Source organism: Candidatus Palauibacter sp. (genome assembly GCF_965213655.1).
Classification (GTDB): domain Bacteria; phylum Gemmatimonadota; class Gemmatimonadetes; order Palauibacterales; family Palauibacteraceae; genus Palauibacter.
The window spans coordinates 1,682,825-1,707,297 of record NZ_CBDBZT010000003.1; the positions used below are offsets into that span (position 1 = coordinate 1,682,825).

The 24,473-nt window shown below is 69.3% G+C and carries 16 protein-coding genes; 13 read left to right on the forward strand and 3 right to left on the reverse strand.

Annotated features, from left to right (window positions below):
* Positions 1–30: 30 nt before the first annotated feature.
* Together ACOOGH_RS09690 and ACOOGH_RS09695 are read right to left on the reverse strand one after the other, a co-directional pair.
* The gene (locus tag ACOOGH_RS09690; RefSeq protein WP_420448717.1) at positions 31–714 is read right to left on the reverse strand and encodes a hypothetical protein; all 684 of its coding nucleotides are present in this window, start codon (positions 712–714) and stop codon (positions 31–33) included.
* Between the two features lie 30 nt (positions 715–744).
* On the reverse strand, positions 745–1,308 hold the full coding sequence (locus ACOOGH_RS09695) for a hypothetical protein (protein ID WP_420448718.1): 564 nt from the start codon (positions 1,306–1,308) through the stop codon (positions 745–747).
* Positions 1,309–1,594: 286 nt separating this feature from the next.
* On the opposite strand from ACOOGH_RS09695, the gene ACOOGH_RS09700 reads away from it, so the two are divergent.
* From ACOOGH_RS09700 to ACOOGH_RS09735, 8 genes are all read left to right on the forward strand, one after another.
* Entirely contained in the window at positions 1,595–2,716 is a 1,122-nt protein-coding gene (locus tag ACOOGH_RS09700; protein WP_420448719.1) for a Re/Si-specific NAD(P)(+) transhydrogenase subunit alpha, read from the forward strand.
* Between the two features lie 52 nt (positions 2,717–2,768).
* A complete protein-coding gene (locus ACOOGH_RS09705) occupies positions 2,769–3,062 on the forward strand; it encodes an NAD(P) transhydrogenase subunit alpha (RefSeq protein WP_420448720.1) in 294 nt (97 codons plus the stop codon).
* Positions 3,063–3,070: 8 nt separating this feature from the next.
* Positions 3,071–4,465: an NAD(P)(+) transhydrogenase (Re/Si-specific) subunit beta gene (locus ACOOGH_RS09710; protein WP_420450103.1), complete on the forward strand. Its 1,395-nt coding sequence runs from the start codon at positions 3,071–3,073 to the stop codon at positions 4,463–4,465.
* A 34-nt stretch (positions 4,466–4,499) separates the two neighbouring features.
* On the forward strand, positions 4,500–5,489 hold the full coding sequence (locus ACOOGH_RS09715; RefSeq protein WP_420448721.1) for a hypothetical protein: 990 nt from the start codon (positions 4,500–4,502) through the stop codon (positions 5,487–5,489).
* Positions 5,425–5,793 carry a hypothetical protein gene (locus ACOOGH_RS09720; protein ID WP_420448722.1) on the forward strand — a complete coding sequence of 123 codons (369 nt, stop codon included), beginning with the start codon at positions 5,425–5,427 and terminating at the stop codon, positions 5,791–5,793. Before ACOOGH_RS09715 ends, ACOOGH_RS09720 begins: the two co-directional genes overlap by 65 nt.
* Positions 5,794–6,158: 365 nt before the next feature.
* The gene (locus ACOOGH_RS09725; protein ID WP_420448723.1) at positions 6,159–9,776 is read left to right on the forward strand and encodes a Calx-beta domain-containing protein; all 3,618 of its coding nucleotides are present in this window, start codon (positions 6,159–6,161) and stop codon (positions 9,774–9,776) included.
* 186 nt (positions 9,777–9,962) lie between these two features.
* Complete coding sequence (locus tag ACOOGH_RS09730) at positions 9,963–13,121, forward strand: VPS10 domain-containing protein (RefSeq protein WP_420448724.1); 3,159 nt, start codon at positions 9,963–9,965, stop codon at positions 13,119–13,121.
* 514 nt (positions 13,122–13,635) lie between these two features.
* Positions 13,636–16,230: a M66 family metalloprotease gene (locus ACOOGH_RS09735; RefSeq protein WP_420448725.1), complete on the forward strand. Its 2,595-nt coding sequence runs from the start codon at positions 13,636–13,638 to the stop codon at positions 16,228–16,230.
* Between the two features lie 12 nt (positions 16,231–16,242).
* Here the strand turns inward: ACOOGH_RS09735 and ACOOGH_RS09740 are convergent, their stop codons facing one another.
* Positions 16,243–16,971, reverse strand: coding sequence for a hypothetical protein (locus ACOOGH_RS09740; protein WP_420448726.1), 729 nt, complete (start codon positions 16,969–16,971; stop codon positions 16,243–16,245).
* A gap of 167 nt (positions 16,972–17,138) precedes the next feature.
* On the opposite strand from ACOOGH_RS09740, the gene ACOOGH_RS09745 reads away from it, so the two are divergent.
* From ACOOGH_RS09745 to ACOOGH_RS09765, 5 genes are read left to right on the forward strand one after another with little or no spacing between them, the layout of a single operon-like run.
* Positions 17,139–19,424, forward strand: a complete 2,286-nt coding sequence (locus ACOOGH_RS09745; protein ID WP_420448727.1) for an MGH1-like glycoside hydrolase domain-containing protein — start codon at positions 17,139–17,141, stop codon at positions 19,422–19,424.
* The gene (locus ACOOGH_RS09750; protein WP_420448728.1) at positions 19,412–20,536 is read left to right on the forward strand and encodes an ABC transporter ATP-binding protein; all 1,125 of its coding nucleotides are present in this window, start codon (positions 19,412–19,414) and stop codon (positions 20,534–20,536) included. The genes ACOOGH_RS09745 and ACOOGH_RS09750 overlap by 13 nt, the downstream gene beginning before the upstream one ends.
* A complete protein-coding gene (locus tag ACOOGH_RS09755) occupies positions 20,533–21,861 on the forward strand; it encodes an ABC transporter substrate-binding protein (protein ID WP_420448729.1) in 1,329 nt (442 codons plus the stop codon). The genes ACOOGH_RS09750 and ACOOGH_RS09755 overlap by 4 nt, the downstream gene beginning before the upstream one ends.
* Complete coding sequence (locus ACOOGH_RS09760) at positions 21,858–23,645, forward strand: carbohydrate ABC transporter permease (protein WP_420448730.1); 1,788 nt, start codon at positions 21,858–21,860, stop codon at positions 23,643–23,645. The genes ACOOGH_RS09755 and ACOOGH_RS09760 overlap by 4 nt, the downstream gene beginning before the upstream one ends.
* Complete coding sequence (locus ACOOGH_RS09765; protein WP_420448731.1) at positions 23,638–24,459, forward strand: carbohydrate ABC transporter permease; 822 nt, start codon at positions 23,638–23,640, stop codon at positions 24,457–24,459. Before ACOOGH_RS09760 ends, ACOOGH_RS09765 begins: the two co-directional genes overlap by 8 nt.
* Positions 24,460–24,473: the final 14 nt, after the last annotated feature.

Below are 24,473 nucleotides of genomic sequence, written 5' to 3' on the forward strand. Positions count from 1 at the left end.
GAACGCGGAAGCGGGTTTTGCCGCGGGCGGCTATTCGTGGTCTCCGCGGAAGACGGACCGCATCCCCTCCACCGCGTCGCGGGCCCCCTCCGCCGCGCGCGCGAACACGGCGGCGAGTTCTCGTTTCCCCGTGCCGACGAGCGGGATGTCGAAGGTGAAATGGACCGCGACCCCGGCGGGGCGAACGCTCTCCCCCGGATCGGTCCATCCCCCACCCGGGTCGAGGGCGCCTTCGATGTGTACCTCGACGGTGTCGGAGACCGTCCCCACATCCTGCGCGACCCTGGACAGGCGGGTGGCGAGCGCATCGTTACGAGAGGGGTCCGACTCCCGCTCGTCCAGCCAGAGGGCGGGAGGCGCGACGTCGATGTGGACGTATCCGAGCATCACCTCGGGATCGAGTTCCGGGCCTTCGTGGCCGGGGACATCCGATGCGGGCGAGGCCAGGTAGGTTCCGAGGCCCTCGGTCCCGATGTTGGCGAGTCCGAGCGCCATCTCGTCGATGACCAGTTCCACCATCGCGGACGGCGCGTGGAGGGCATCCAGCGCGCCGGACTCGAGGATGTCGAGTTCCGACTGATCGTACGCCACCGCACGGAAGAACCAGGACAGCGGTTCCTGGCGACCTTCGAAGAGGTCGCGCGCGCCCAATCCCCTGTCTTGGAGCGCGCTAAGGAGCAGCGCACTCAACTGGTGTCGTGTGATCTCGGCCATGTCCCGTGATTCGCTGTGCGGTAAGGCCGGTCAGGGCGTAATCATGATGTGCGAGTTCGCCGTGCCGGCGCCCATCAACCACGCGCCCCTCGTCGCGCTCGTGGGGAGGCCCAGGTCTTCGGCCGTCGCGAAGGGCGTGTAGATGACGGCCTGATGCCTCAGCACGGCGTCCATGTCTCCGGACCAGCCCTCGCCCGCGTAGATGGCGTGCAGGATGGCGTAGCTCGGCATCTCCAGCGTCTCCGCCTCGATCTCTGCCATTCGCATCTCGACGTTTTCCCGACCCGTAACGCCCTGCGATGTGAGTGCGCGACCGCGCGCCATGTAGGGCTCGAGCGATTCGTGGTAGCACGCGGAGTGGAAACCGTCGGCGCCCGGGTCGTCCGCGATGCAGATGAAGGGTCCGGCGCCCTCGCGCAGCGTCACCCACCCGTCCCCCTGCTTCTGCATCACCTTCGCCGTCGCCTGCTCCGATTCCGTGGGGATAGGCGCGATGGCGAGCGCGATCGCGTCCTGGGCGGACACGTCCGCGGCGGCGGCAATCGACAGGGCCGGGATCAGCGCGGCCAGAGCGGCGAACGAACGGCGGGACATGGTTCCTCCTTGGCAGGGATATGGCGCGAGGCACGGCGCCCGCTGGCGGGATCCTTCGCGCCTGCGCCGGCAGCATGAATAGGCGTTCCGCGGGGCTCCGGCGCAATCGACAGGGCCGCTCCGGGGCGGCGGCGGTCTCACCGGGACAGCTGCGCGTTGCGCGCGGCGGTCGGGCTCTCAAGATTCGCGCCCGGACCGTGGCCGCGCGTCCGAACCCTGCGCAGGAATGCGCCGCCGTACACGCAGCAAGACCGTGGATCAATACTGTGGATGATGGGAGACACCCTTGAGCGTTCGAATCTGTGTCCCGCGGGAGACCACCGCCGGGGAGTCGCGGGTCGCCCTCACGCCGGACGGAGCCAAGCGTCTGCTCTCGGATGACGTGTCGATCGCCATCGAGGCGGGGGCGGGACACGCGGCCGGCTTCCCCGATGCGGCCTACGAGGACGTCGGCGTGGAGATCATTCCCGACGAGGGTCGGCTGCTGGGCGAGGCCGACATCGTGTTCAAGGTTGCCCCACCCTCCGAAGCCGAGGCGGACGGACTCCGGGAGGGCACGGTCCTCGCCTGCCTCCTCCGGCCACACGAGAACGGGGCCTTGATCGAGCATCTGGCGGGGCGGGCGGTCACGACGCTCGCGCTGGAACTCGTGCCGAGGATCACTCGGGCCCAATCGATGGACGCGCTTTCGTCGCAGAGCAATCTCGCCGGGTACAAGGCCGTTCTCCTCGCCGCGAACTCGCTTGGGAGGATCTTTCCGCTCCTCATGACGGCGGCAGGGACGCTCTCACCCGCGCGCGTCCTCGTGCTCGGGGCGGGCGTTGCGGGGCTGCAGGCGCTCGCCACCGCTCGCCGTCTCGGCGCGGACACCTGGGGCTACGACATTCGAGCTGCCGTGCGCGAAGAGGTCGAGAGCCTCGGAGCGAAGTTCGTGGACCTGCAGGAGGGCGCGGCTGAGGACGCGGAGACCGAAGGCGGCTACGCCAAGGAGCTGGAGGAGGCGGAGCAGGCCCGGCAGCGGGAACTGCTGGAGCAGCATATCACGCGGGCGGACGTTGTCATCACGACGGCGCTCGTGCCCGGACGTCCGGCGCCCGTGCTGATCTCCGAGGCGACGGTAGAGGGCATGAAACATGGCTCGGTGATCGTCGATCTCGCGGGCGAGGCCGGGGGCAACTGCTCGCTGTCCACACCCGGGGAGACGGTCGTCGAGCGCGGGGTCACGATCCACGCCCCGCTCAACGTGCCGGGGTCGCTGCCCTACCACGCCAGCCAGTTGCTCGGGCGCAACCTGTCGGCGCTCGTGAAACCGATGATCGGCGAGGACGGTGTCACGGTGGACCTGGGCGACGATGTGATCGGACCCTGCTGCGTGACGCACGCGGGCGAGGTCCGGTTCGGCGCATGACACGTGGCCCCGTGACACTTCATCCCATGACATCTCACACAAGGCCTGCCTGATGGAAGGAACGCTGCTGATCGGACTGTACGTGTTCGTGCTCGCGATGTTCGTGGGCTTCGAACTCATCACGAAGGTGCCGCCTACGCTGCACACCCCCCTCATGTCGGGATCCAACGCGATCTCGGGGATCTCGATCGTGGGCGCGCTGCTCGTGATCGGACGTGCCGGAGACGCGCCCCTCATGCGGTGGATCGGGCTGGCGGCGCTGATCCTCGCCACGATCAACGTCGTCGGCGGCTTCCTCGTCACCGACCGCATGCTCCAGATGTTCAAGAGCAAGGACGCGAGCTAGCGATGGAAATCTCAGGAGGACTGTCGACCTTCATCCCGCTCGCCTATCTGGCGTCCGCCGTGCTCTTCATCCTCGGGATCAAGCGGCTCAGCCATCCGGAGACCGCGGCGGGCGGCAACCGGCTCGCCGCAATCGGTATGCTGCTCGCCGTCATCGCGACGCTGCTCGACCGCGAGATCCTCGGCTTCACCTGGATCATCGTCGGTCTCGCCGCCGGCGGACTCATCGGGGCGTTCATGGCCCGGACCGTGAAGATGACGTCCATGCCGGAGATGGTGGCGGTCTTCAACGGGTTCGGCGGGGCCGCTTCCGGTCTCGTCGCGGTCGGGGAGTATCTGCGCGTGAGCGGCTCGGAGACGCTCGCCATCGACTCCGGCGTGTCGATCATGGCCGGGACGTTGATCGGCGCCGTCACCTTCTCCGGCAGCATGATCGCGTTCGGGAAGCTGCAGGGGTTCGTGACCGGCAACGCGATCTCGAACCCGCTCGTGAAGTTCTCCGCCGGACTCTTCCTGGCGGTCGCGCTGGTCGTGGCGGTCTATCTGGTCGGGTTCGAGTCCAGTCTCTTCATCTACGGGGGCCTCATCGTGGCCGCCCTCATCCTCGGCGTCCTGTTCGTGATCCCGATCGGGGGCGCGGACATGCCGGTCGTGGTGGCGCTGCTCAACTCCTACTCGGGGCTCGCAGCGGCCTCGGCGGGGTTCGTGCTCGAGAACAACGCGCTCATCATTTCGGGCGCGCTGGTCGGCGCCTCGGGACTCATCCTCACCGGCATCATGTGCCGCGCGATGAACCGCTCGCTCACGAACGTGCTGTTCAGCGCGTTCGGCACGGGCGCGGCGACCGCGGGGCGCGCGGCGGACGGCGACCGGGTGGCGACGCCGATCGATGCCGAGGACTCCGCCATGGTCCTGGGGTACGCCTCGCAGGTCATTTTCGTCCCGGGCTACGGACTCGCCGTGGCCCAGGCACAGCACCGGGTCCGCGAACTGGCGGACATGCTGACCGAGCGCGGCGTCTCGGTGCGCTACTGCGTACACCCGGTGGCGGGGCGGATGCCCGGCCACATGAACGTCCTCCTCGCCGAGGCGAACGTGCCCTACGAGCAGCTCTGCGAGCCCGAGGATGTGAACCCCGACATGGAGAACATCGATGTCGCCGTGGTGGTGGGCGCGAACGATGTCGTGAACCCGCTCGCGCGCGACGATCCCTCGAGCCCGATCGGGGGCATGCCGATCATCGAGACGGACCGGGCGAAGACGTGCATCGTCATCAAGCGCTCGCTCTCCGTGGGGTACGCCGGGATCGACAACCCGCTCTTCTATCTGCGGAACAATCGGATGTTCTTCGGAGACGCGTCGGAAGCCCTCGCCCGGATCGCGGAGGAGGTGAAGCAGTTGTGACCCGACCTCCGCCCCCGGCCTCCACCACTCGGTCGTGACCGTCGACCGCCGCGGCTTCGTGATCCGGACGGGGGCCGGTGCGGCCGGGCTCACGATCGGCCTCTCGGGGTGCGGGCCCGGCGGGGGAGGCGAGGCTCAAACGGGTGCGGAGGGCTGGCCGACCGACCCTGGCGCCCTCGCCGAACGCTACCGCGACAACATCTACACGCGCCTCCTCGGCGTCCGACCGCATCTGCCGGCGCACGAGCACGTCTCCCGGCTCGGCGGCGGCCGCATGGACCCCGAGGTCATCGCGGCCATGGCCGAGGCGAACGAGTTCTTCGTCGACATGAACGAGTTGCTGGAGGCGGCGGGGGCGCGGATCGCCGAGCGGCTCGGGACCGAGGCGGCGCTGGTCACCGCGGGCGGCTTCTCGGCCATGGTGCTCGGGGCCGCCGGTTGCCTGACCGGCACGGACCCCGAGCGGGTCCACGCCCTTCCCCGCCCCGACTGGCCGCGGCGGGAGTGTCTGATCCAAACGCCGCACCGGTTCGGCTACGACCGCGCCTACCGGGACGCCGGGATGACGATCGTCGAGGCGGAAACGCGGGAGGACTTCCGGGCACAGCTCTCGGAGCGCACCGCGATGATCGCCGCCCTCGCGACCGCCGAACGACAGACCATGTTCGCGCCCCCCGCCCCCGTGGACTGGGCGCCGGCTCCCGGGCCGGAAGTCATGACGGTGCGCGAGCAGATCGCCATCGGACGGGAGGCTGGCGTCCCCGTTCTGGTCGACATGGCGTCCGACCTCCCGACCGGCGTGGGGCTGACCGAGTTCGTGGGGGCTGGGGCCGATCTCATCGTCATCAGCGGCGGCAAGGGGATCGGCGGACCAGTCGTCCGGGATCCTGGCCGGCCGTGCCGACCTCATCGAGGCGGCCCGCCTCAACGCTTCGCCGAACGACGCCATCGGACGCGGCATGAAGGTCGGCAAGGAGGAGATCGTCGGCCTCGTCGTCGCACTGGACCGCTACGTCGAGCGTGACGTCGAGGCCTGGGTCGCGGGCTGGTCGGAGATGGCCCGCCGCATCGCACTAGCGCTGGCGGGTATCCCCGGCCTCACCGCCGCGGTCGTTACGAACACGGCGGGCTACGAGGATGTGGAACTGACCTGGGACCCCGAGGTCGTCCCGCTCGCTACCGACGAGGTAAAGGCCGGGCTCATGGCCGCCGAACCGCGACTCGCCTACCTGATGACCATCCGCACCCGCCTCCTGCGCGAGGGCGAGGATGCGCTCGTCATCCGCGCGCTGCGCGACTTCTTCAGGGGAGCGGCGCGCTCCGACTGAGCGCCCGTCCGGCGTTCGAGCCCACTGGTCCACCTCGCCGTCACCTTCCCCGCGCGAGCGGGGGAACGAATCCTTCGCAGGGCCAGTATCTCAATGATGTGAACGCAGCGGGACCGACCCAGGTCACGGAGGCGTCGTGATGCAACGACACCGGAGCTCTCCAATGAAGACAGGGGTCGCACATGCAATCGGCATACAGACGTTGGCCCATATATCTCTTTCGCCTGGAACGCCTTTCCTTTCGCAGCCGTCGGTGGAGCAGGATTCGCCGCTCGCGGCTCTCCGGGCGGGCCCTTCTGATCGCGCTGGCGGTCGGTGCGGGCACTGCGGCGCAGGCGCAGACACTACTCGCACTTCAGGTCCAGATGCCGCAGATCACCGTGGCCACGAGCCGCGACACGCTCATCGTGGGCCTGGAGACTCTGACGATAACGCTAACGCGCGAGGCGCCGCTCGAGGACGCCCTGACCGTGACGGTGCGGCTGACACAGGAGCAGAACTGGCTCTTCGACACATCCCACGATTTGACTTTCAGCGCGGGCGCCGCGGAAACCGGCCTGGCTCTCGCGACGAACGATTTCTCCACGAGCGTCGTCGAAAGCGGCGATCTCACGGCGGTCGTGGATGCGGTCGACGGTTACGATACGGGCGAGGCGACTGCGACCGTGTTCGTGGTTTCGCAGGCGGGCCCGGCGGTCACCGTTTCGCTCTCGCAGAGTTCCTATGTGTTTGAGGAAGACGCGGACAGCACCGCCGTGGTCGTGACCGCCCGGATGGCTGCCGGCGTGCCGCGCGGAGCACGTGTTTTTTTCTCGCTGTCGACTGAAGGCAGATCGGACTCCATTCCGGAACTCACCGCGGTTGGGAACGTGGACTATACGGATATTGCGAAGACCGTGCGCCTGGAGGACTGGGCGATGGAAAACGGCCGGTGGGTGGCGCGTGACAGCGTTGCCGTGATGCTGCTCGACGACCAGATCCGCGAAGGACGAGAGCGCTTCCGGATGCGCCTGGAGTATGCCGCGGGAACCATAAGAGCGGAGATCCAGCTTCTCAACCCCGACACGACCCCGTGCTCGGGGGATGGCGAGTGCCGATACCTGGTGTTCATCGACGACGACGAGGACATACCCGATCTGGGCCTCTCGGTCAGCGCGGATGAGATCAGCGAGGAGGAGGAGGCATCGTCCACCGCGACCGTGTCAATCACCAACGGCAAGACATTCGCCGCTGATCAGACGGTAACGTTCGCGTTCGGCGGCACGGCGACCGAGGGCACCGACTACACGGTCGCGCCGGCCGATGGTGATGATATGACATCAGATCATCAAGTCATCATGCTGGTGGACTCTACCTCGGTTGCCGTGACGCTGACGGCGGTCGACGATGATTCCGTGGAAGGGAACGAGACGATCGAGGTCTCGGCGACTCTCGGCGGCGACACCATCGGGAGCACGCAGACCATCCGCATCCTGGAGGTTCTGCCGAAGATCACGCTGGCCGCGAGCCGCGACACCATCATAGCGGGCCTGGAAACTCTGGTGCTGACGGCCACCCGCGAGGCACCGCTCGACGCTCCCGTGGCGGTGACTCTGCAGGTGACACAGGACGAGAATTGGCTGTCGCGCACTTCTTTCCGGTTGAACTTCGCGGCGCGCGGGAGCAGGGCCAGTGTCAGCCTGTCTCGGGCCCTGTTTTCGTCGAACGTCACTGAGAGCGGCAGCCTCACGGCGACGATCGACTCCGTGACCGGCTACGACACGGGCGACGCGACGGAGACGGCGTACGTCGTCTCGCAGGAGGGCCCGGCGATCAAGGTGTCGTTCGCCGACTCCTCCTACCGCTTCGGGGAGGACGTGTCAGATCCGTCCGTGGCGCTTGTCGCGCGGGCGGCGGCCGGGATGCCGCGCGGGGCGAGTATCAATTTCATAGTGAGTGCCAGGAGCGGGACCGCGGGGTCCCCCGGGGACTACCAGGCCGTCAGCGAGGCGATCAACCTGCCCGAAGCGAACTTCGCGCTCACCGGCGGCGTGTGGGAGGCGCGACATGAGTTGGCGCTGACGCTGGTAGACGATGATTCGTTCGAAGGCACCGAGGCCTTCTCGCTGATTCTCGAAATGCCCCCCGGTCACCCGGGCGAGGTGCAGCTCTCGGACCTCGAGGGCGCCCGGTGCCAGGACAACTGCGCGACCCCGGTGCAGATCACCGATGACGAGGACGTTCCCGAACTCGGTCTATCGGTGAGCGAGGAGGAGATCCGGGAAGAGGGCGAGACTTCCTCCACCGCGACCGTCTCGATCACCAACGGCAAGACGTTCGCGGACGACCGGATCCTCACCTTCAGGCTGCGCGGGGACGCCATCGCGGGCTACGACTACGACGTGATCCCGGCGGACGCCGACGACATCGTCGAGGACCACCAGGTGGTCCTGATGGCCGGTTCCAACGCCGTCGGCGTGACCTTCACTGCGCGCGACGACGACCGTGAGGAAGGGGACGAGGAGATCAGGTTCCGAGCTGACCACGATGGTGACGTGATCGGCAGCGGGACCATTCGTCTCATCGACCGATTCCCGGGCCCCAGGGTGGAGATCACCTTCGAGGGCGTCGAGCCGCCACGCGACGAGTATACGGCCGGGGTCGCGACGGGCCCGTTCACCGCGCGCTTCACCTTCAGCGAGCGAGTCGAAGGCTTCGCGCAGGAAGATATCCGGTGGCAGACTCAGTCCCGCACGACGATCGACACCACGACCATCGCCGTACTCGTCTGGGACTACGCGGTCATCCGCGAGGGCCTGGAGTACACGGTGAAGGCGATGCCGGATCAGGACGGGCAATTGTGGGGCATCGTCCATCGCGGAGCCGCGAGATCCGTGGCGACGAGCGATGGAAACCAGCCCGGAGCCAACAGCCTGTTGGTCGACCTTCCGCCGGACCGCCTCATGGTGGCGCCGGCCGAGTTGACGATCGATGAGGGAGATGAGGACGGAGCCCATTTCCTGGTCGTGCCGACGAGCGCGCCGACAAGCGAAGTGACGGTGACGGTCACCGGAACGGACGGAACGGACCTCGAGGTCGACTGGTCGACCTGGACGTTCGGCCTGCCCTACTGGAACGGGGGTTGGGGCGTCACGGTAACGGCGGCTCACGACGCCGACACGTCGAACGAACGGGTGGGCCTCTGGGTGAGAGCCTCGGGCGGCGGCTACGACGGGCGCGGCGCGGACCTCGTCGTCAACATCCGGGACGACGACGCGAGTTCAGCGGACCGGAGTGGTGACGATGGGCCACAGCAGGACGGCCTCGCGGAGGCGCTCGATCTCCTCGGCGACGTGACGCCGGAAGTGGCGGCAGCGGCGCTGCTCGGAGAGACCAGGCTGGGTAAGGCGCAACTGAACGCGCTGGACCGGCTCGGCAACCGCAACGGCCGTTACGATCTGGGCGACATGCTCTCCTGGGCTGCCCGCTGCCGGCGGGCCGAGCGGTCCAACAGTCCGAGGAGACGGCGGTTACACAGCCATCCGCGTGGCCGCCGGCAGTACAGGCGTGGCCGAAAGCGCTGGCGCCGGGCACCCACCGCACTCGCGTGCCTCGCGCTCCTCACCCTCACGTGGGGATGTGACGGCCGACCCGGCCTCATGGAGGCAGCAACCGCGGAACCAGCCCCCGGTTTCCTCTCGGTCGAGTTGGCCGCGCCGGCCGGCGCGCGCCTCGGAGGCGTATGGCTGGCCGTCGAGGGCCCGGACATCGCGTCGCTCCGAGCGCCCGGGCTTGAGGTTTTCGAGTCCGAGGCGGAAACCGCCGACGGCGGAATCCGAAGGGAGGTCATCGTGGCGGGCACGCTCTCCGAGGGCCGGATCCTGGAGTTCCAGGTCCCCGACCGGGGGCTCGCAGGACTGTACCGGGTCCACCTGATCGAGATCACGGGAGAGGACTTCACTCCGAGAGACCTGTCCGCCTACTCAGGGCGGATCTCGCGCTAGCGGCACCTCCGGGTCCCCGGTGCGCACGATCCCGGTGCGCGCCGGGGCACCCTCGCATCCGTTCCTGATTGTCGCGACGGGCACCTGCCATTTACGTTGCCGCCCTCGGGGTCCGGGACGCCGCGCGCGGCCGGCCTACGCAGATCTGGGCGGATTCGAGTCGCCGGAAACAGGAGCCAGAATCCCATGCGCAAGCAGTTCGTCGTCACGTTCGCCACGCTCGTCCTCGCCTCGGCGGGCTTCGCCACTTCGCCCTCGTCGCTCTTCGCGCAGGAGGCCGTGGTCTTCGACTCCGCCGATGTGGCGGGTCTCGGCTTCCGCTCCATCGGGCCGCCGCGGGGCGGGCGCAGCACGGCCGTGGCCGGGATCACGGAGCAGCCGCTCACCTACTTCATGGGCGCGACCGGAGGCGGCGTGTGGCGCACCGACGACGCTGGCCTCAACTGGATCAACATCTCCGACGGGTACATCGAGACGGGGTCCATCGGGGCGATCGACGTGGCGGACAGCGATCCGAACGTGATCTACGTGGGGACCGGCTCGGCCTGCATCCGCGGGAACATCTCGAAGGGGATCGGCGTCTATCGGAGCACGGATGGCGGCGACTCCTGGACCCACATCGGACTCCCCAACGCGGGCCAGATCGGCCGTATCGAGGTCCATCCGGACGACGCGGACATCGCCTTCGTGGCCGCGATCGGCGACCCCTTCGGCCCCAACCCGCAGCGCGGCGTGTTCCGCACGATGGATGGCGGGGAGACGTGGGACCACGTGCTCGCGATCTCCGACTCCACGGGCGTCGTGGACCTCGCCATGAACCCGCGGAACCCCCGCATCATCTTCGCTGCTGCGTGGCGGGGCGAGCGCAAGCCTTGGACCGCGATCTCGGGCTCCGAGGAGTCCGGCATCTTCCGCTCGACCGATGGCGGCGACAGCTGGAATCGGCTCGAGGGCGGGCTTCCCACGGGCCTCGTCGGGAAGGCGGCCGTGACCGTCTCCCGCGCCAACCCCGACCGCGTTTGGGTCCTCATTGAGGCGCCCAACGACCGGGGCGGCGTCTACCGCTCGGAGGACGGCGGCGACAGCTGGCGGCGAGTGAACGACGACCGCGGGCTGCAGCAGCGGGCGTGGTACTACACGCACATCTACGCGGATCCGGTGGATGAGAACACGGTCTACGCCCTCAACGTCGGCTACAACAAGTCGGTCGACGGGGGCGTGACGTGGCAGAGCTACGGCGTCCCGCACGGGGACGTGCACGACCTGTGGATCAACTACGAGAACCCGGATTTACAGGTCGTGGCGAACGACGGCGGCGGACAGGTGACGACGACCGGCGCGGAGAGCTGGTCCACGTACTACAACCAGGTCACGGCCGAGATGTACCGGGTGTTCGTCGACAACCAGTTCCCCTACCGCGTGTACGGCTCGCAGCAGGACAACTCGACGATCATGGTGCCGAGCCGGGGGATGCCCGCGGTGCAGGCGCCGCAGCACTGGGCGGCGGTCGGGGGCTGCGAGAGCGGCCACATCGCGATCGACCCGCGCAACCCGAACGTCACGTACGCGGGCTGCTACGGCGGCAGCATCAACCGGGTGGACCGCGGGACGGGCGACGTGCGGCAGATGCTCCTCTATCCGCAGCTCCAGTTGGGGCAGGCCCCGAAAACGATGCGGCACCGCTTCCAGTGGAACGCGCCGATCCGGATCTCGCCGCACGCTCCGGACGTCGTCTATCACACCTCGCAGTACGTGAACCGGACGCGGGACGCGGGATATTCGTGGGAGACGATCAGCCCCGACCTCACGCGCAACGACACGACGAAGATGCTGCACGCCGGCGGGCGCATCACGTGGGACAACACCGGGGTGGAGATGTACGGGACGATCTTCGCCTTCGAGGAATCGCCGCACGAGGCGGGCGTCCTGTGGGCCGGCTCGGACGACGGCCTCATCCACAACTCGCGCGACGACGGGGCGAACTGGACGGACGTAACGCCTGCGGACCTGCCCGAGTTCTCGACCGTGAACATGATCGACCTCTCGGCGCATGGCCCAGGCCGGGCGCACGTCGCCGTGTACCGCTACCGGATGCAGGACGACACGCCCTACATGTGGCGCACGGACGACTACGGGGAGAGCTGGACCCGTCTCTCCACGAACGGGATCGAGCCGGGGCACTTCGTGCGCGTCGTGCGCGAAGATCCGGTGCGGGAGGGCCTGCTCTACGCCGGCACCGAATTCGGCCTCTACGTGAGCTTCGACGCCGGGGCCAGCTGGCAGAGCTTCCAGCAGAACCTGCCGATCACGCCGATCACCGACATGCTCGTGCACGAGGACGACCTCGTGATCGGAACGCAGGGCCGCTCGTTCTGGATCCTCGACGACGTGTCGCCGCTCCGGACGATGTCCGCGGCCACGCTGGCGGCCGATGTTCACCTCTACGCGCCGCGCGACGCGGTGCGCGCACAGGGCGTGTTCCCCAGCGGTGCGTCGATCCACTTCGCGCTCGGCGAGGGGAACGAGGAAACCGTCAACATCGAGATCTTGAACGGGGGCGGGGAGGTCGTGCGCGCCTACTCGACCAGCCCCGGTTCCTGGGATGACGATGCGAAGGCGGCGATCGGCCGCGGGCCGACCTGGTCGCCGGACCGCCTGCAGGCGAGCGCGGGGCTGAACCGGATGACGTGGAACCTCCAGGGAGAGGGACCCGACCTCGTCCAGGGCGCGCGCATCTGGGGCTTCACCGGCCGCGTGCCCGCCGTGCCGGGAAGCTACGAGGTGCGCCTGTCGGCGGGTGACGTGACGCAGACCCAGCCGCTCGCGGTGCACATCGACCCGCGCGTGGCGGACCAGGTCACGGTCGCCGACCTGCAGGCGCAGCACGACCTGATGATCCGCGTGCGCGGCCTCCTCCAGCAATCGCACGACGCGGTGCGCGAGGCCCGATCCATTCGTTCGCAGATGAGCGACGTCGCCACGTCGGTGGAGGAAGCCGGCTACGGCGATGACTTCACGGAGATGGCGGACGAGACCGGCGAGAAGCTGACCGACGTGGAGGAGGAACTCTTCCAGACGAAGAACGAGTCCGGGCAGGACCCACTCAACTTCCCGCCCATGCTCGACAACGAGATCGCGAACCTGTACGGCTATGTTTCGTCGACCTACGACCGCCCCAACGCGGTGGCGGCCGTCCGCGCCGATGAACTCGAGGCCGAGCTGGGCGGGTGGCTGAACACGCTCCAGCAGATCATCGACACCGATGTCGCCGCCTTCAACAACCGGCTGCGCGAGGCAGGAGTGCCCGGCGTGATCGTGCGCGCGCCGCCCCGCGCCACCAGCTGACGCGGCTGGACGTCGGGACGGGCGTCGCCAAGGCGCCATGACGGCTGTCGACGGCTCGCTGGACGCCCTCGCTCGACGCTGCTTCGAGCGGGAAGCGCGTGCGGCGGAACGCAGGCTCGACGAGGAGATCCTCCGGACCCGGTGAAGAGGCGGCGAGACAAAGTCGGTCGCTCACTGGGTCGTCCCGCTCGTCCTCGTCGGTTCCTGCTACGGGGGCTTCGTGGCGGGTGGGCCCGGGATGTTCACCGTCCTGGGGATCGCCGCAGTGATCTGGATGCTGAACGGGCTCGGCAAGGCACGGCCCGCCAAAGGGAAGCGATCCGCGATCCGCAAATCGGTGGAAACGGGTATCGCAGCCTACGGGAACGGGAAGCGGAAGCCCTCGAGAAGCTCGATGCCCGCGCGGGTGAGGCTCCGGTCGACAACATCGAGTATCTTGCCGACCGCATCATCGAGAGTTCCGATCGGGAACGATCGACCCTTGAGAACCTCGAGCGACGGATGAGCCGCTAGAATGGCTGGAAAAGACCCGTCCCCCGTAGGCCCGGGGCTGCTCGCGCTTGTCCTCGCCCTGGGGTTGGCCTGCGGGGACGAGCCGACCGCGCCACCTCCGGCGACCCCCAACCAGCGGCCCGTACCTACGAACACCATCCCGGCCCAGGAACTCGCAGCCGGCGATACGCTGACCGTGGAAGCGTCCGCGTACTTCACGGACCCCGACGGAGACGCCCTGACGTTCTCGGCGGAGACATCGGATCGCAGCGTGGTTACGGCCTCGCTTTCCGGGACGTCAGTGGCCGTGGCCGGCGTGGCGCCGGGCGAGGCGCGGGTCACGATCAGGGCCCGCGACCCCAGCGGTCGGCAGGCGGTGCTGACCTTCGAGGTCCTCGTTCCGCTTCCCGTGACGGCGGATCATGTCGCACTCGAAGCGCTCTACAGGGCTACGGGAGGCGATGGCTGGCACAACGACGAGAACTGGCTGACCGGCCGGGCGCTCGACACCTGGCACGGCGTCGAGGTGGACGGCGACGGGCGGGTCGCGGCGCTCGACCTCGAGTTCAACAGGCTCGAAGGAGCCTTGCCGCCGGAGCTTGGCGATCTCTCCGGACTGTGGTCGCTGAACCTGTCTCGGAACGCGCTGTCCGGAGGGATCCCCCCCGAACTCAGTCGTCTCTCGCGCCTCGGCTTCCTCAGCCTGAACGGCAACGACCTGACGGGGCCGATCCCCTCGCATATCGGCGACCTGACCACCCTCGGGTCGCTGGACCTGAGCGATAACGAATTCACCGGGCCGATCCCGCCGGAGCTGGGCACCCTGCGCGGCCTGTCGACACTGGACTTGAGCGACAACGAACTCGACGGACCGATCCCGCCGGAATTGGGGGACCTCACTCGACTCCAGCGCCTACTCCTCCTTCGGAACTCCCTCGTCGGGCCGATCCCCGAGGAATTCAGGCGCCTCGCCCAGTTGCAGTGGCTCAATCTGTCGGGCAACGCGGGACTTTCCGGATCCCTACCCCTCTCGCTGATGTCGATTCCCGGGCTCTTCGAGCTTCATCTGGGTGGGACGGCCCTGTGCGCGCCCGCCGACCGCGCGTTCGCGGAATGGCTGGAGCGGCTGCGAAGACACCGCGTCTCTCCCTGCGGGAACGATGGCGCTGTGCTCCTGACGCAGGCCGTCCAGTCCGCCGCGTTTCCGGTGCCGCTCATCGCCGGCGACTCCGCGCTCCTCCGCGTGTTCCTGACGGCGCCCGCAGGCTCCATCGTCGACCTCCCGCGCGTCCGGGCCCGGTTCTATGTGGACGACTCGGAGGTGCACGTCGCCGACATCGCCGCGCAGTCGAACCCCGTACCGGTCGAGATCGACGAGGGGTCGCTGGAGTCATCGGCCAACGCCGTGATCCCGGGGCGGGTCGTGCAACCGGGCCTCGAAGTCGTTGTGGAGACGGACCCCGACGCGACGCTGGACCCGGCGCTCGGGCTCACGCGGCGCATCCCCGAAATCGGCCGCCTCGCCGTGGATGTCCGGCTGATGCCCACTTTCGACGTCACGGTGGTCCCGTTCCTGCTGAACTCGGATCCCGACCGGTCGATCGTCGACATCGTCCAGAGCCTGACCCCGGAGCACGAACTTCTCTGGGATACCCGTACGCTCCTGCCGATCGGAGACTTCACGATCACCAGACACGAACCGGTCATGACGTCCTCCAGGAGCCAGAGCACCCTGATTGGCGAGACGGCTGCGATCCGGCGAATGGAAGGGGGAACCCGGCACTACATGGGGACCATGGTCAACAGCGACGGGGGCGGCCTGGGACAGAGACCCGGCTTCGTGACGTTCTCGGACCCTCGCGCCGACATCATCGCGCACGAATTCGGGCACAACATGAGCCTGAGCCACGCCCCGTGCAGCGCGACCAGCGTCGATCCGTGGTATCCCGTACCCGGGGGGTTCATCGGCGCATGGGGGTACGATTCTCGCGACGGCGGGTCGCTCGTGTCTCCGGAGATGGCGGACATCATGGGGTACTGCGATCCCCACTGGATCGGGGACTACCACTTCAACAACGCGATGCGCCACCGGCTCCGGACCGAGCGTGACGAGTCTTCCTCGGGCGATGCGGCTCCCGGCCGGCACTCGACGCTCCTCCTGTGGGGCGGTGTCGACGACCGAGGGACTCCATACCTGGAGCCGGCGTTCGTTCTCGATGCCCCTCCCGGTCTGCCTCGGTCAGGCGGTGAGTATCGGATCCACGGGAAGACGGCGACGGGCCGAGAACTGTTCGAGTTGCGCTTCGACATGCCGTTGATCCGCGACGGGAACGGAGCGTCGAGCTTCGCCTTCGCGCTGCCGGTTCAGTCCGGGTGGGACGAAGCCCTGGCGAGCCTCAGCCTCTCGGGTCCCGGCGGATCGGTCACGCTGGACGGAGCGAGCGACCGCCGCGTGGCACTCGTGCGCGACCCGGTGACCCGCCGCGTGCGCGCCCTCCTTCGCGACCTGCCATCCACCCCGCTGGCCGGAGCCGTCGCCGACGCGCTGTCCCTCGAACCCGGCCTGGAAGTGCAGATCAGCCGGGGGATCCCCGACCCTTCGGCCTGGGATCGATAGCGCCGCTCGGAGCTATCCCCCGTCGCGGTCCCGGAGGCGGGCCAAGCCGTCGGTATCGATCCGGTCACGGATCTCATACACCTCATCCACGCTGACCCGGCGTCCCTCGATCACGACGACGAAGCGACCCTCCACGAAGTACGTGAACGTGACCCGGCCCCGGTCTCCGTCGGTGCGCCGGAACTCCTCCATAGCCGGGTGACCCCCGTACTCGATCGTGCGTGCCCACCCGCGGTCGTTTTCTTCGTCGACCTCGAGATCGAGCCATTCGACGAATCCCTCGGACCCGATCACCGGAAGGGCGCCGGTATCGACGATGGAGATGTCGACTTCCGCACGGTTCCCGCCCTCGTACTCGGCCTCGACCGCCGACAGCTTGAACCCCATCGCACCCCCGGTCCCGCCCTCCCGCGACATCACCCGAAAATCTCCGACCCTGTCGGGCAGGAACTCTTCGAGCTCGCGGAAAGGGATCGGATCCTCGACCAGCGCTCCGGCCGACAGTCCCTCGGCGGCTTCGGCCACGATCCTGCCGACCTCGTCCATCGCATTCGTCACCACGGCGGCAATTTCGTCCGCGGCCCCGTCCAGGACTTCGCTCACCTCCTCCCCCGCTTCCCGGGCTTCATCATGCGCCTCTTCGTCGCCCATGCAGCCAATCGCGGTCAGGCTGGCCAGCAGGGCGCCCGCGAGGGCAGTCCGCCGCAAAGGACGGCCGAGATAGTGACGATTCCGGGACATCTCTTCCTCCAGACATTGAACAGGGTTTACCGTCGGCGCGTCCGCGAATCCCCGTGCCGGCGAGCCACCCGCCTGAATGGCTCGGTGGTCTGTGCCCGCCTACGCGCCTCGCCGGGAGGAAGTGTCAGTCCGTTGACCGACGACTCTCGCGGTTCGATGGTGTTCCGATGAACGTCCCTCCGTCCCTTCAGGCTGTTTCGCCCAAGGCGCGCATCGCGGCGCTGGCCCGCGATGACAAGTGGTTTTTGGGGGGACTCGACGGGGTGGTGTGGGCCCCGCCCTTTCCGCGTTGGCTTCACCGGCCCGGGTTGTGGGATCCCGTTCACCTGCTGCAGCACGAGGTCGGCCCGGGTTTCTCCGTGGCTCTCGTGCGCCCGGACGGGTTGGAGCGCCCTCTCCGGAGCGTGACCCGCAGGCCGGAGGATGGCACCCCGCCCCGATGGCGACCCGGGCGGCTGGCCACCATGTGGTCGGACGAGCGAGGCGTCATTTTCGAGGAGAACTGCGAGGTGCGGCCGGGCGGAATCATCGAGTCGTCCTGGCACTTCCCGTCGGGGCTCGACAGCCATCTCGTCGGATTCACCGCGCAGCCCGCCGACGCGACCGACGGGGTGGAATCGACGGCGGAGGGGGTGCGCTGGACGCGCGCCGTCTCGGACCGGCGCGGGCAGGAACTGGTTCTGCGCGTGGAACTTGCGGGTTCCGTTTCGCCCGCGTGGCGGCGCATCGTGTCGTCCGAGGGGAGCGCCGCGCCCGAATGGCGGCATTCGCCCTTTGCGGAAGACGCTGGCGTTACGGGGCACGCCGAGACCGCCGACGCGGGCGCCGACCCGGACGCTCGTCGCTTCGGGTGGATCTGGATCGCCGTCGCGGTTCCGTTGGCGGGCATCGAAGGTCGTGGTCCGCTGGCCATCCGACTGACCCTCGGGCTCCAGGGCGCCGAAGCCCGCCGGCCGGCTCCACCGTCCTCAAGGGCCCGGGTTGCAACCTGTCCGGCGCCCCGGACCGACGAGACGCCGGCAGCCTCCGCCTGGGAGTCCTTCTTCGAGGGGTTTCCCGATTTCCGGTGCGGCGATCCGTATCTCGACCGCTACTTCGACTACCGGATCTACGGCCTTGGGCTGAATCGCATCGAGGGTCGGTGGGGCCCGGTGCGACACCCCGCCATCGCGGAGGGGCCGGAGTACTTCCACGTGCCGATTGCGTACAGCGCGCAGTGCCACATGATGGAGATGAGGTGGCGGAGGGGCGGTCGAGAGGCGTGGGGCTCGCTTCTGAACTTCGTCGACAACCAGAAGTCGGACGGCTCCTTCCACGGGCGCCTCTATCCCGAGCGCCTCGAGGGCACGGACTTCTACCACGCCAACTGGGGCGATGCGCTGCTCGCGGTCGACGACATGCACCCCGACGCGGCGGCGCTGGCCCGCTGCTACGAGGGACTGTTGCGCTACGCCCGCTGGCTGACGGCGGCGCGCGACCCGGAGGGGTCGGGGATGTTCACCGTCACGAACCATTTCGAGACGGGACAGGAGTACATGTCGCGCTACATGGCCGTGGACGAGGAGGCCGACGTGGCGGGGTGGTCTCCCCGCCTCCGCTTGAAGGGGATCGATGTCACGGTGTATGCGCACCAGCTCTTCCGTGCCCTCGGCTCGGTGGCACGGCGCCTTGCGCGGCCGGGCGACGAGGCCGAGTGGCGGGCACTTGCGGCCCGGTGCTGGAGGGCGATCGACGAGCGGATGTGGTCTGCGGAGGCCCGACTGTTCACGGACGTGGACGGGCGGACCGGAGAGCGCACCGGCGTTAAGGCGGCGGTGGGGTTCTACCCGCTGCTCGCCGGACGGGTGGACGGCGCGCGCCTCGACGCCCTGCTGGACCACCTCGAAGACCCCGCGACTTTCGGCACGCGTTTCCCACTGCCCTCGTCGAGCGGGGACGATCCGCGATTCTCGGCGGAGGGCATCTGGCGCGGGAGGCGCCGCAACTGCCCGTGGAACGGACGGGTATGGCCGATGACGACGAGCCATGTGATCGACGGGCTGCTGCGGTGCTGGCGCGGCGGGAACGAGCGGGCCGGCGGGCTGGCGGCCGACATGCTTCACCGCTTCACGCGCATGATGTTCACCGATGGCGACCCGTCGCGCCCGAATTGCTTTGAGCACTACAACCCCCACACCGGTCGCGCGTGCCATTTCCGGGGCATCGACGACTACCAGCACTCGTGGATTCTCGATCTGCTGGCGCGAGGGTTCGCCGGGCTCCATGTGGACGCGTCGGGCGTCGAGGTGCGGCCGCTGCCGGACGGTCCCGCCCGCGTGTCGTTGGGACCGGTGACCGCGCGGGGCCGCACGTTGTGGGTCGAGGTGGAGAGGGAACGGGTGAGCCTTGCCGTGGACGGAGAGGAGTTCGGCGGGCCGCGCGGCGAGGCTCTCCGGGTGGCATGGACTCCGTGAGCCGCGCGTCGCAGGGCGTGGAACTGCGCGGGGTGGAGAAGCGGTACGGTGAGGTCGTAGCTGTGCGGGCGCTGGACCTCGAGGTCCGGCCCGGGGAGCTGATGGTGCTGGTGGGCCCCTCCGGGTGCGGCAAGAGCACTTTGCTGCGCCTCATCGCCGGGCTCGTCGAACCCACCGCGGGGGAGGTGTGGATCGGGGGACGGCGCGTGGACGATGTCGAGCCGGGCGCCCGGGACGTGGCCATGGTGTTCCAGAGCTATGCGCTCTACCCGCACATGACCGTGGCCGGGAATCTGGGCTTCGGCCTGCGCGTACGCGGCACGCCGCGCATCGAGATCGAGCGGCGCGTCACGGAGGCCGCCGAAGTCCTCGGGCTCGGCGAACTCCTGTCCAGGAGACCCGGCGAGCTGTCCGGGGGACAGCGCCAGCGGGTGGCGCTGGGGCGCGCCATGGTCCGCGATCCGGGCGTGTTCCTGTTCGATGAGCCGCTCTCGAACCTGGACGCGGAGTTGCGCCTGCGGACGCGCGACGAGATCGCCGCCCTGCACCGCCGCCTGGGCACGACGATGATCTTCGTGACGCACGACCAGGTGGAGGCGCTGTCGCTGGGCCAGCGGGTCGCGGTCATGGATCGCGGTCGGCTTCAGCAGGTGGGCACACCGGAGGAGGTCTACCGCCGGCCGGCCAACCTGTTCGTGGCGAGCTTCGTGGGGTCGCCGCCCATCAACCGCATCCGCCTGTCCCGAGATGAGCCGGGCCACCTGGCCGGCGGTCCGTTCGCGCTCCATGCGCCGTCGGGCGTCGACCGAGCGACGCTTGGGGTGCGACCGGAAGACCTCGTCGTGGCCGCGGGTGGGGATCGCGACTCGATGGAGGCCGGCACCTTCCACGCCACCGTCCTGCGTGTGGAGGCGCTGGGCAGCGAGCAGCGCGTCCACCTGGACGGCCCGGGCGACGCGGCGTGGGTGGCACGCGCCTCCCCTGCCCTGCGGGTGGTCCGCGGCGACCGCGTGGGCGTCTCCGTCGCCTGGGAGCGCAGCCACCTGTTCGGTCCGGATGGCCGCCGCGAGGAGGCCGTGCCGCGGCCGATGCCGCATCCGGGATCGCGATGACGAAGCGCTCACCGCGCGCCAGCCGGCCCGTCCGCGCCGCAGCCATCCTCGCCGTCGGCCTCGCGGGGGGCGCCTGCGCTCGCGGCGAGTCCGGCACGACGTTGCGCGTCGCCCTCTGGGCGGGAGGTCACGAACTGGAGATCGAGCGGCAGGTGGCCGACCACTACGAGGCCCTGCACCCCGGCGTGCGGGTCGTGCTGGAATCCGCACCCAACGGATACGAGGAGCGCCTGCTCACCTCGATCGCGGCGGGACGGCCGCCCGATGTCTACCTCATGGACTCCCCCGACATCCCCACCTTCGTGGAGCGCGGACTGGCGCTGGACCTCGCGCCATATCAGGAGGCGCTCGGCTTTCGGCCGGACAGTGTGTTCGGGCAGGTGGCGGACGCGTTTCGTCGGGGCGGATCCATGTTCGCGCTGCCGAAGGACTTCACGCCCATGGTCCTGTACGCCAATCGCGGCGTGCTTGCCGCCGCGGGCGTCGAGGATCTGCTGCCGGCCGCGTCCTCGCCCGGCGCGCCGCCGGCCGGCTGGACGTGGACGGACTTCCGGCGCGCCGCCGAGGCGGTCGTCGCCGACACCGACGGCGACGGTCGGCCGAACGTGTTCGGGTTCGACTTCCCGCGCAACCTGTACCAATGGGTTCCGTTCGTGTGGTCGGCGGGAGGCGACATCCTGGCCCCCGGCGGCCACGGGGCGGAGGGATACCTGGACGGGACGGAAGCGCTGGAGGCCTACCGTTTCCTCACGGCCATGGCGGAGGACGGCCTCACCCCGGGCGCGCAGTTCGTCCAGCAAGGGGACCCCGCGCGGGAAGCGCGCTTCGCGTCGGGCGGACAGGCGTTCCTGCTGTCGGGCCACTGGACGCTCCCCGTGTTCCGCGACCTGGTGGAGACGGGCGCCCTGGACCTCGCCATCGTCCCCATCCCGCACCACCCGTCGCGTCGGGCGGCGACCAGCGTGCTGTACGCGTCGGGGTGGGCCGTGCCGCCCAACGCGCCACACCTGCGCCGGGCCATCGACCTGGCCGGCTTCCTCGCCTCGCCAGAAGCGCAGCGCATCCGGGCCCGGTCGGGGCTCGCGATTCCCTCGCGCATGGATGTGGCGGCGGAAATCGCCTCGGCGGACGACACCGGGGTCGAGGACGCGTTCATCGCGCTGGTCGGGGGCGCGCGGATGACGTGGGGCGCGCGGGTGCGCGACTTTTCCCGCATCGAGGCGCTGGCGGTGGAGATCATGGACCGACGGTTGGTGCGGGGAGAGCCCCTCGCATCGAGCGCCTCGGACGTAGCCCGCCGCATCGACGCGGAGTTCGAGTGGTGAGCGGCGTGCGGCAGCCGGCGCTCACCGCTCTCGCCGTTTTCGCCCTCGCCGCCGGCCTCGGGTTGGTTGTGGCCATGGCGGCGATCCGGGTGGAGGGCGTACGCGTGGCCGCGGCAGAGGCCGAGGCGCGCATGGCGGCCGCGCTGTGGGAGGAGGAAGGAGGCAGCGGTCGGGCCGTGGCCGCTCTGCTCGGGGCACGGGCCACGATCCTCGGCACCGACGCCGCAGGCGGCCGGGTGGGGGCGTACGCCTACGAGGCCGGCGCGCTCGACCCCGCCGCCTGGATTGCGGTCGTCCCGGGCCGCACGGGCGGACCGCAGATCGCCTTCCCCACCGTCGCCACCGCCATCGCGCTGGCCGGCGTGGCGCTCATCTCGGGCTGGGCCGCCGCCCGCCGCCACGGGCCGACGCGCCGGCGGTATCCGGTGGGCATCGCGCTCCTCTCCGTCGGCTGCATCGCCCTGACGGCGGTCGCCGCGGAGCGGTGGGCGAACCGCGAACTCCGATCGCTGAGTACCGCCACCGCGACCCAGGGCGCGCGAGCCGTCGACCTCGCCATGACGATGGGCGCGGATCCGGCGCGCGCCGCCCGGGTCGCCAATCTTCCGTGGGCCGAGGACCCCTCGCTGGGGTCCCCGAGCGAGCAGTGGACCATGCCGGCCGAAGTCGCGGCAGCCATCGCCGCCTCGCCCCGACGAAGCGTGGCGACACTCGCCGGGGCGGCACCCGACGTGCCGTACGTAGTGGAAGTGGGTGGCGCCCCCTACCATGCGGCCCGCGCCGCCGACATCCACCTCGCCTTCCTCGGATATGAGCGCACCGCCTCGCCCGCGCTCCCGCTCGCCGCCGCAGGCCTGGCCGCCGCCCTGCTGGTCGCGCTGGTCCTCCACCTCGTACAACTGGCGTCCCGACCCCGCACCCTGCGTCGAACGCTGGCGGCCTGGGGCCTCCTCGCGCCGGCCGCGGCCCTCATCCTCGCGTTCACGCTCGGGCCGCTCCTCTTCTCGCTGTGGATCTCGCTGCACGAATGGCGCCTCATCGACCCCGCGCCCCTCTTCCTCGGACTCGACAACTACGCGGCGCTCCTCACGGACCGTGAGTGGTGGTCGGCGATCGGGAACACGGCGCTGTTCACGCTGCACGTACCCGCCGCGATGGTCTTCGCCCTCGCCCTCGCGCTCCTCACCCGGGGATCGCGCCGCACCATGCGCTGGGCCCGGCTCGCCCTCTTCCTGCCCGGCATCACGAGCGTGGCGGCGATCGCGGTCGTATGGAAGTGGCTGTTGAGCGACCGGTACGGCGTCCTGAACCGGGGTCTGGAGCGGGCCGGGCTCGAATCCGTTCCGTGGCTCACCTCGCCCGATACCGCACTCCTCAGCCTGATGCTCATCGGCATCTGGATGGTCGTGGGCTATCAGATGGTCGTCTTCCAGGCCGGCCTCGCCGCCATCCCGCGCGACTGGTACGACGCGGCGCGGGTCGACGGCGCCGGGCCGTGGCAGCGCTTCCGTCACGTCACCCTGCCCGGCCTGCGCCACACCCTGTTCTTCGTTCTCGTGACGTCGGTCATCGGGTCCTTCCAAGTGTTCGGACTCGTCTACGTGATGACCGAGGGCGGCCCGCTGGGGGCCACGGATGTCGCCGTCTATCACATCTACCGCGAGGCGTGGGAGTTCCTCCAGTTCGGCAACGCCGCCGCCATGAGCTGGATGCTGTTTGCCATCGTGTTTGCCGCTACGTGGCTGCACTTCCACTTTCTCGAGACACGTCGCGCCCATGCCTGACCGCGCCATCGTGCCTCGGACGGCGCGCGGGCTGCTGCTCGCCGCGGCGTGCCTCGTCATGGCGGCACCCTTCGCGTGGATGGGACTGACGAGCCTCATGGGGCAGCTCGAGGTGTTCTCCGGCGGGGGCCTCCTCCCCCGGGCGCCGCGCTGGTCGAACTATCCAGAGGCGCTGACCGTCCAGCCCTTCGGGCGCTACTTCCTGAACTCGCTCGTGTTCGCCACCGCCGTGGCGGTAGGCCAGGTCGCGACAGCGGCCACCGCGGGGTACGCCTTCGCCCGCCTCGATTTCCCCGGACGTGACGGGCTCTTCATGCTCTTCCTGTCGACAATGATGGTCCCGGCAGTCGTCGTGCTCATCCCCCGCTTCCTCATGATCGAGAGCCTCGGCTGGATCGACACCTACCAGGGGCTCATCTCCACGGAGCTTGTCTCGGTGTGGGGCATCTTCCTCATGCGACAGTATTTCCGCACGCTACCCCGCGAACTGGAGGACGCCGCGCGCGTGGACGGCGCGGGACGCCTGCGCATCTTCTGGAGCGTCGCCCTGCCCCTCGCCAAACCCGCCGTGGCCACGCTCGCCCTGTTCGCGTTCGTCGACGCGTGGAAGAACCTGCTGTGGCCGCTCCTCGTCACCCGGTCCATGGAGATGCGCGTGGTCGAGGTGGGGATCGCCGCGTTCCATTCCACCTATGAAATCAACTGGCCCTACCAGATGGCGGCCGGCGTCGCCGCCGTGCTGCCGATCGCGCTCCTGTTCCTGTTCACCCAGCGGTATTTCGTGCGCGGAATCCAGCTCGAGGGGATTCGGTAGCGTGGCGCGCGCTG

Bases quoted from the DNA above. Each gene is read 5' to 3' on its own strand.
- ACOOGH_RS09695 (WP_420448718.1), bottom strand. From the start codon at position 1,308: ATGTCCCGCCGTTCGTTCGCCGCTCTGGCCGCGCTGATCCCGGCCCTG.
- ACOOGH_RS09765 (WP_420448731.1), top strand. From the start codon at position 23,638: ATGCCTGACCGCGCCATCGTGCCTCGGACGGCGCGCGGGCTGCTGCTC.
- ACOOGH_RS09725 (WP_420448723.1), top strand. From the start codon at position 6,159: ATGCCGCAGATCACCGTGGCCACGAGCCGCGACACGCTCATCGTGGGC.
- ACOOGH_RS09740 (WP_420448726.1), bottom strand. From the start codon at position 16,971: ATGTCCCGGAATCGTCACTATCTCGGCCGTCCTTTGCGGCGGACTGCC.
- ACOOGH_RS09730 (WP_420448724.1), top strand. From the start codon at position 9,963: ATGCGCAAGCAGTTCGTCGTCACGTTCGCCACGCTCGTCCTCGCCTCG.
- ACOOGH_RS09720 (WP_420448722.1), top strand. From the start codon at position 5,425: ATGAAGGTCGGCAAGGAGGAGATCGTCGGCCTCGTCGTCGCACTGGAC.
- ACOOGH_RS09755 (WP_420448729.1), top strand. From the start codon at position 20,533: ATGACGAAGCGCTCACCGCGCGCCAGCCGGCCCGTCCGCGCCGCAGCC.
- ACOOGH_RS09705 (WP_420448720.1), top strand. From the start codon at position 2,769: ATGGAAGGAACGCTGCTGATCGGACTGTACGTGTTCGTGCTCGCGATG.
- ACOOGH_RS09750 (WP_420448728.1), top strand. From the start codon at position 19,412: ATGGACTCCGTGAGCCGCGCGTCGCAGGGCGTGGAACTGCGCGGGGTG.
- ACOOGH_RS09745 (WP_420448727.1), top strand. From the start codon at position 17,139: ATGAACGTCCCTCCGTCCCTTCAGGCTGTTTCGCCCAAGGCGCGCATC.
- ACOOGH_RS09690 (WP_420448717.1), bottom strand. From the start codon at position 714: ATGGCCGAGATCACACGACACCAGTTGAGTGCGCTGCTCCTTAGCGCG.
- ACOOGH_RS09735 (WP_420448725.1), top strand. From the start codon at position 13,636: ATGGCTGGAAAAGACCCGTCCCCCGTAGGCCCGGGGCTGCTCGCGCTT.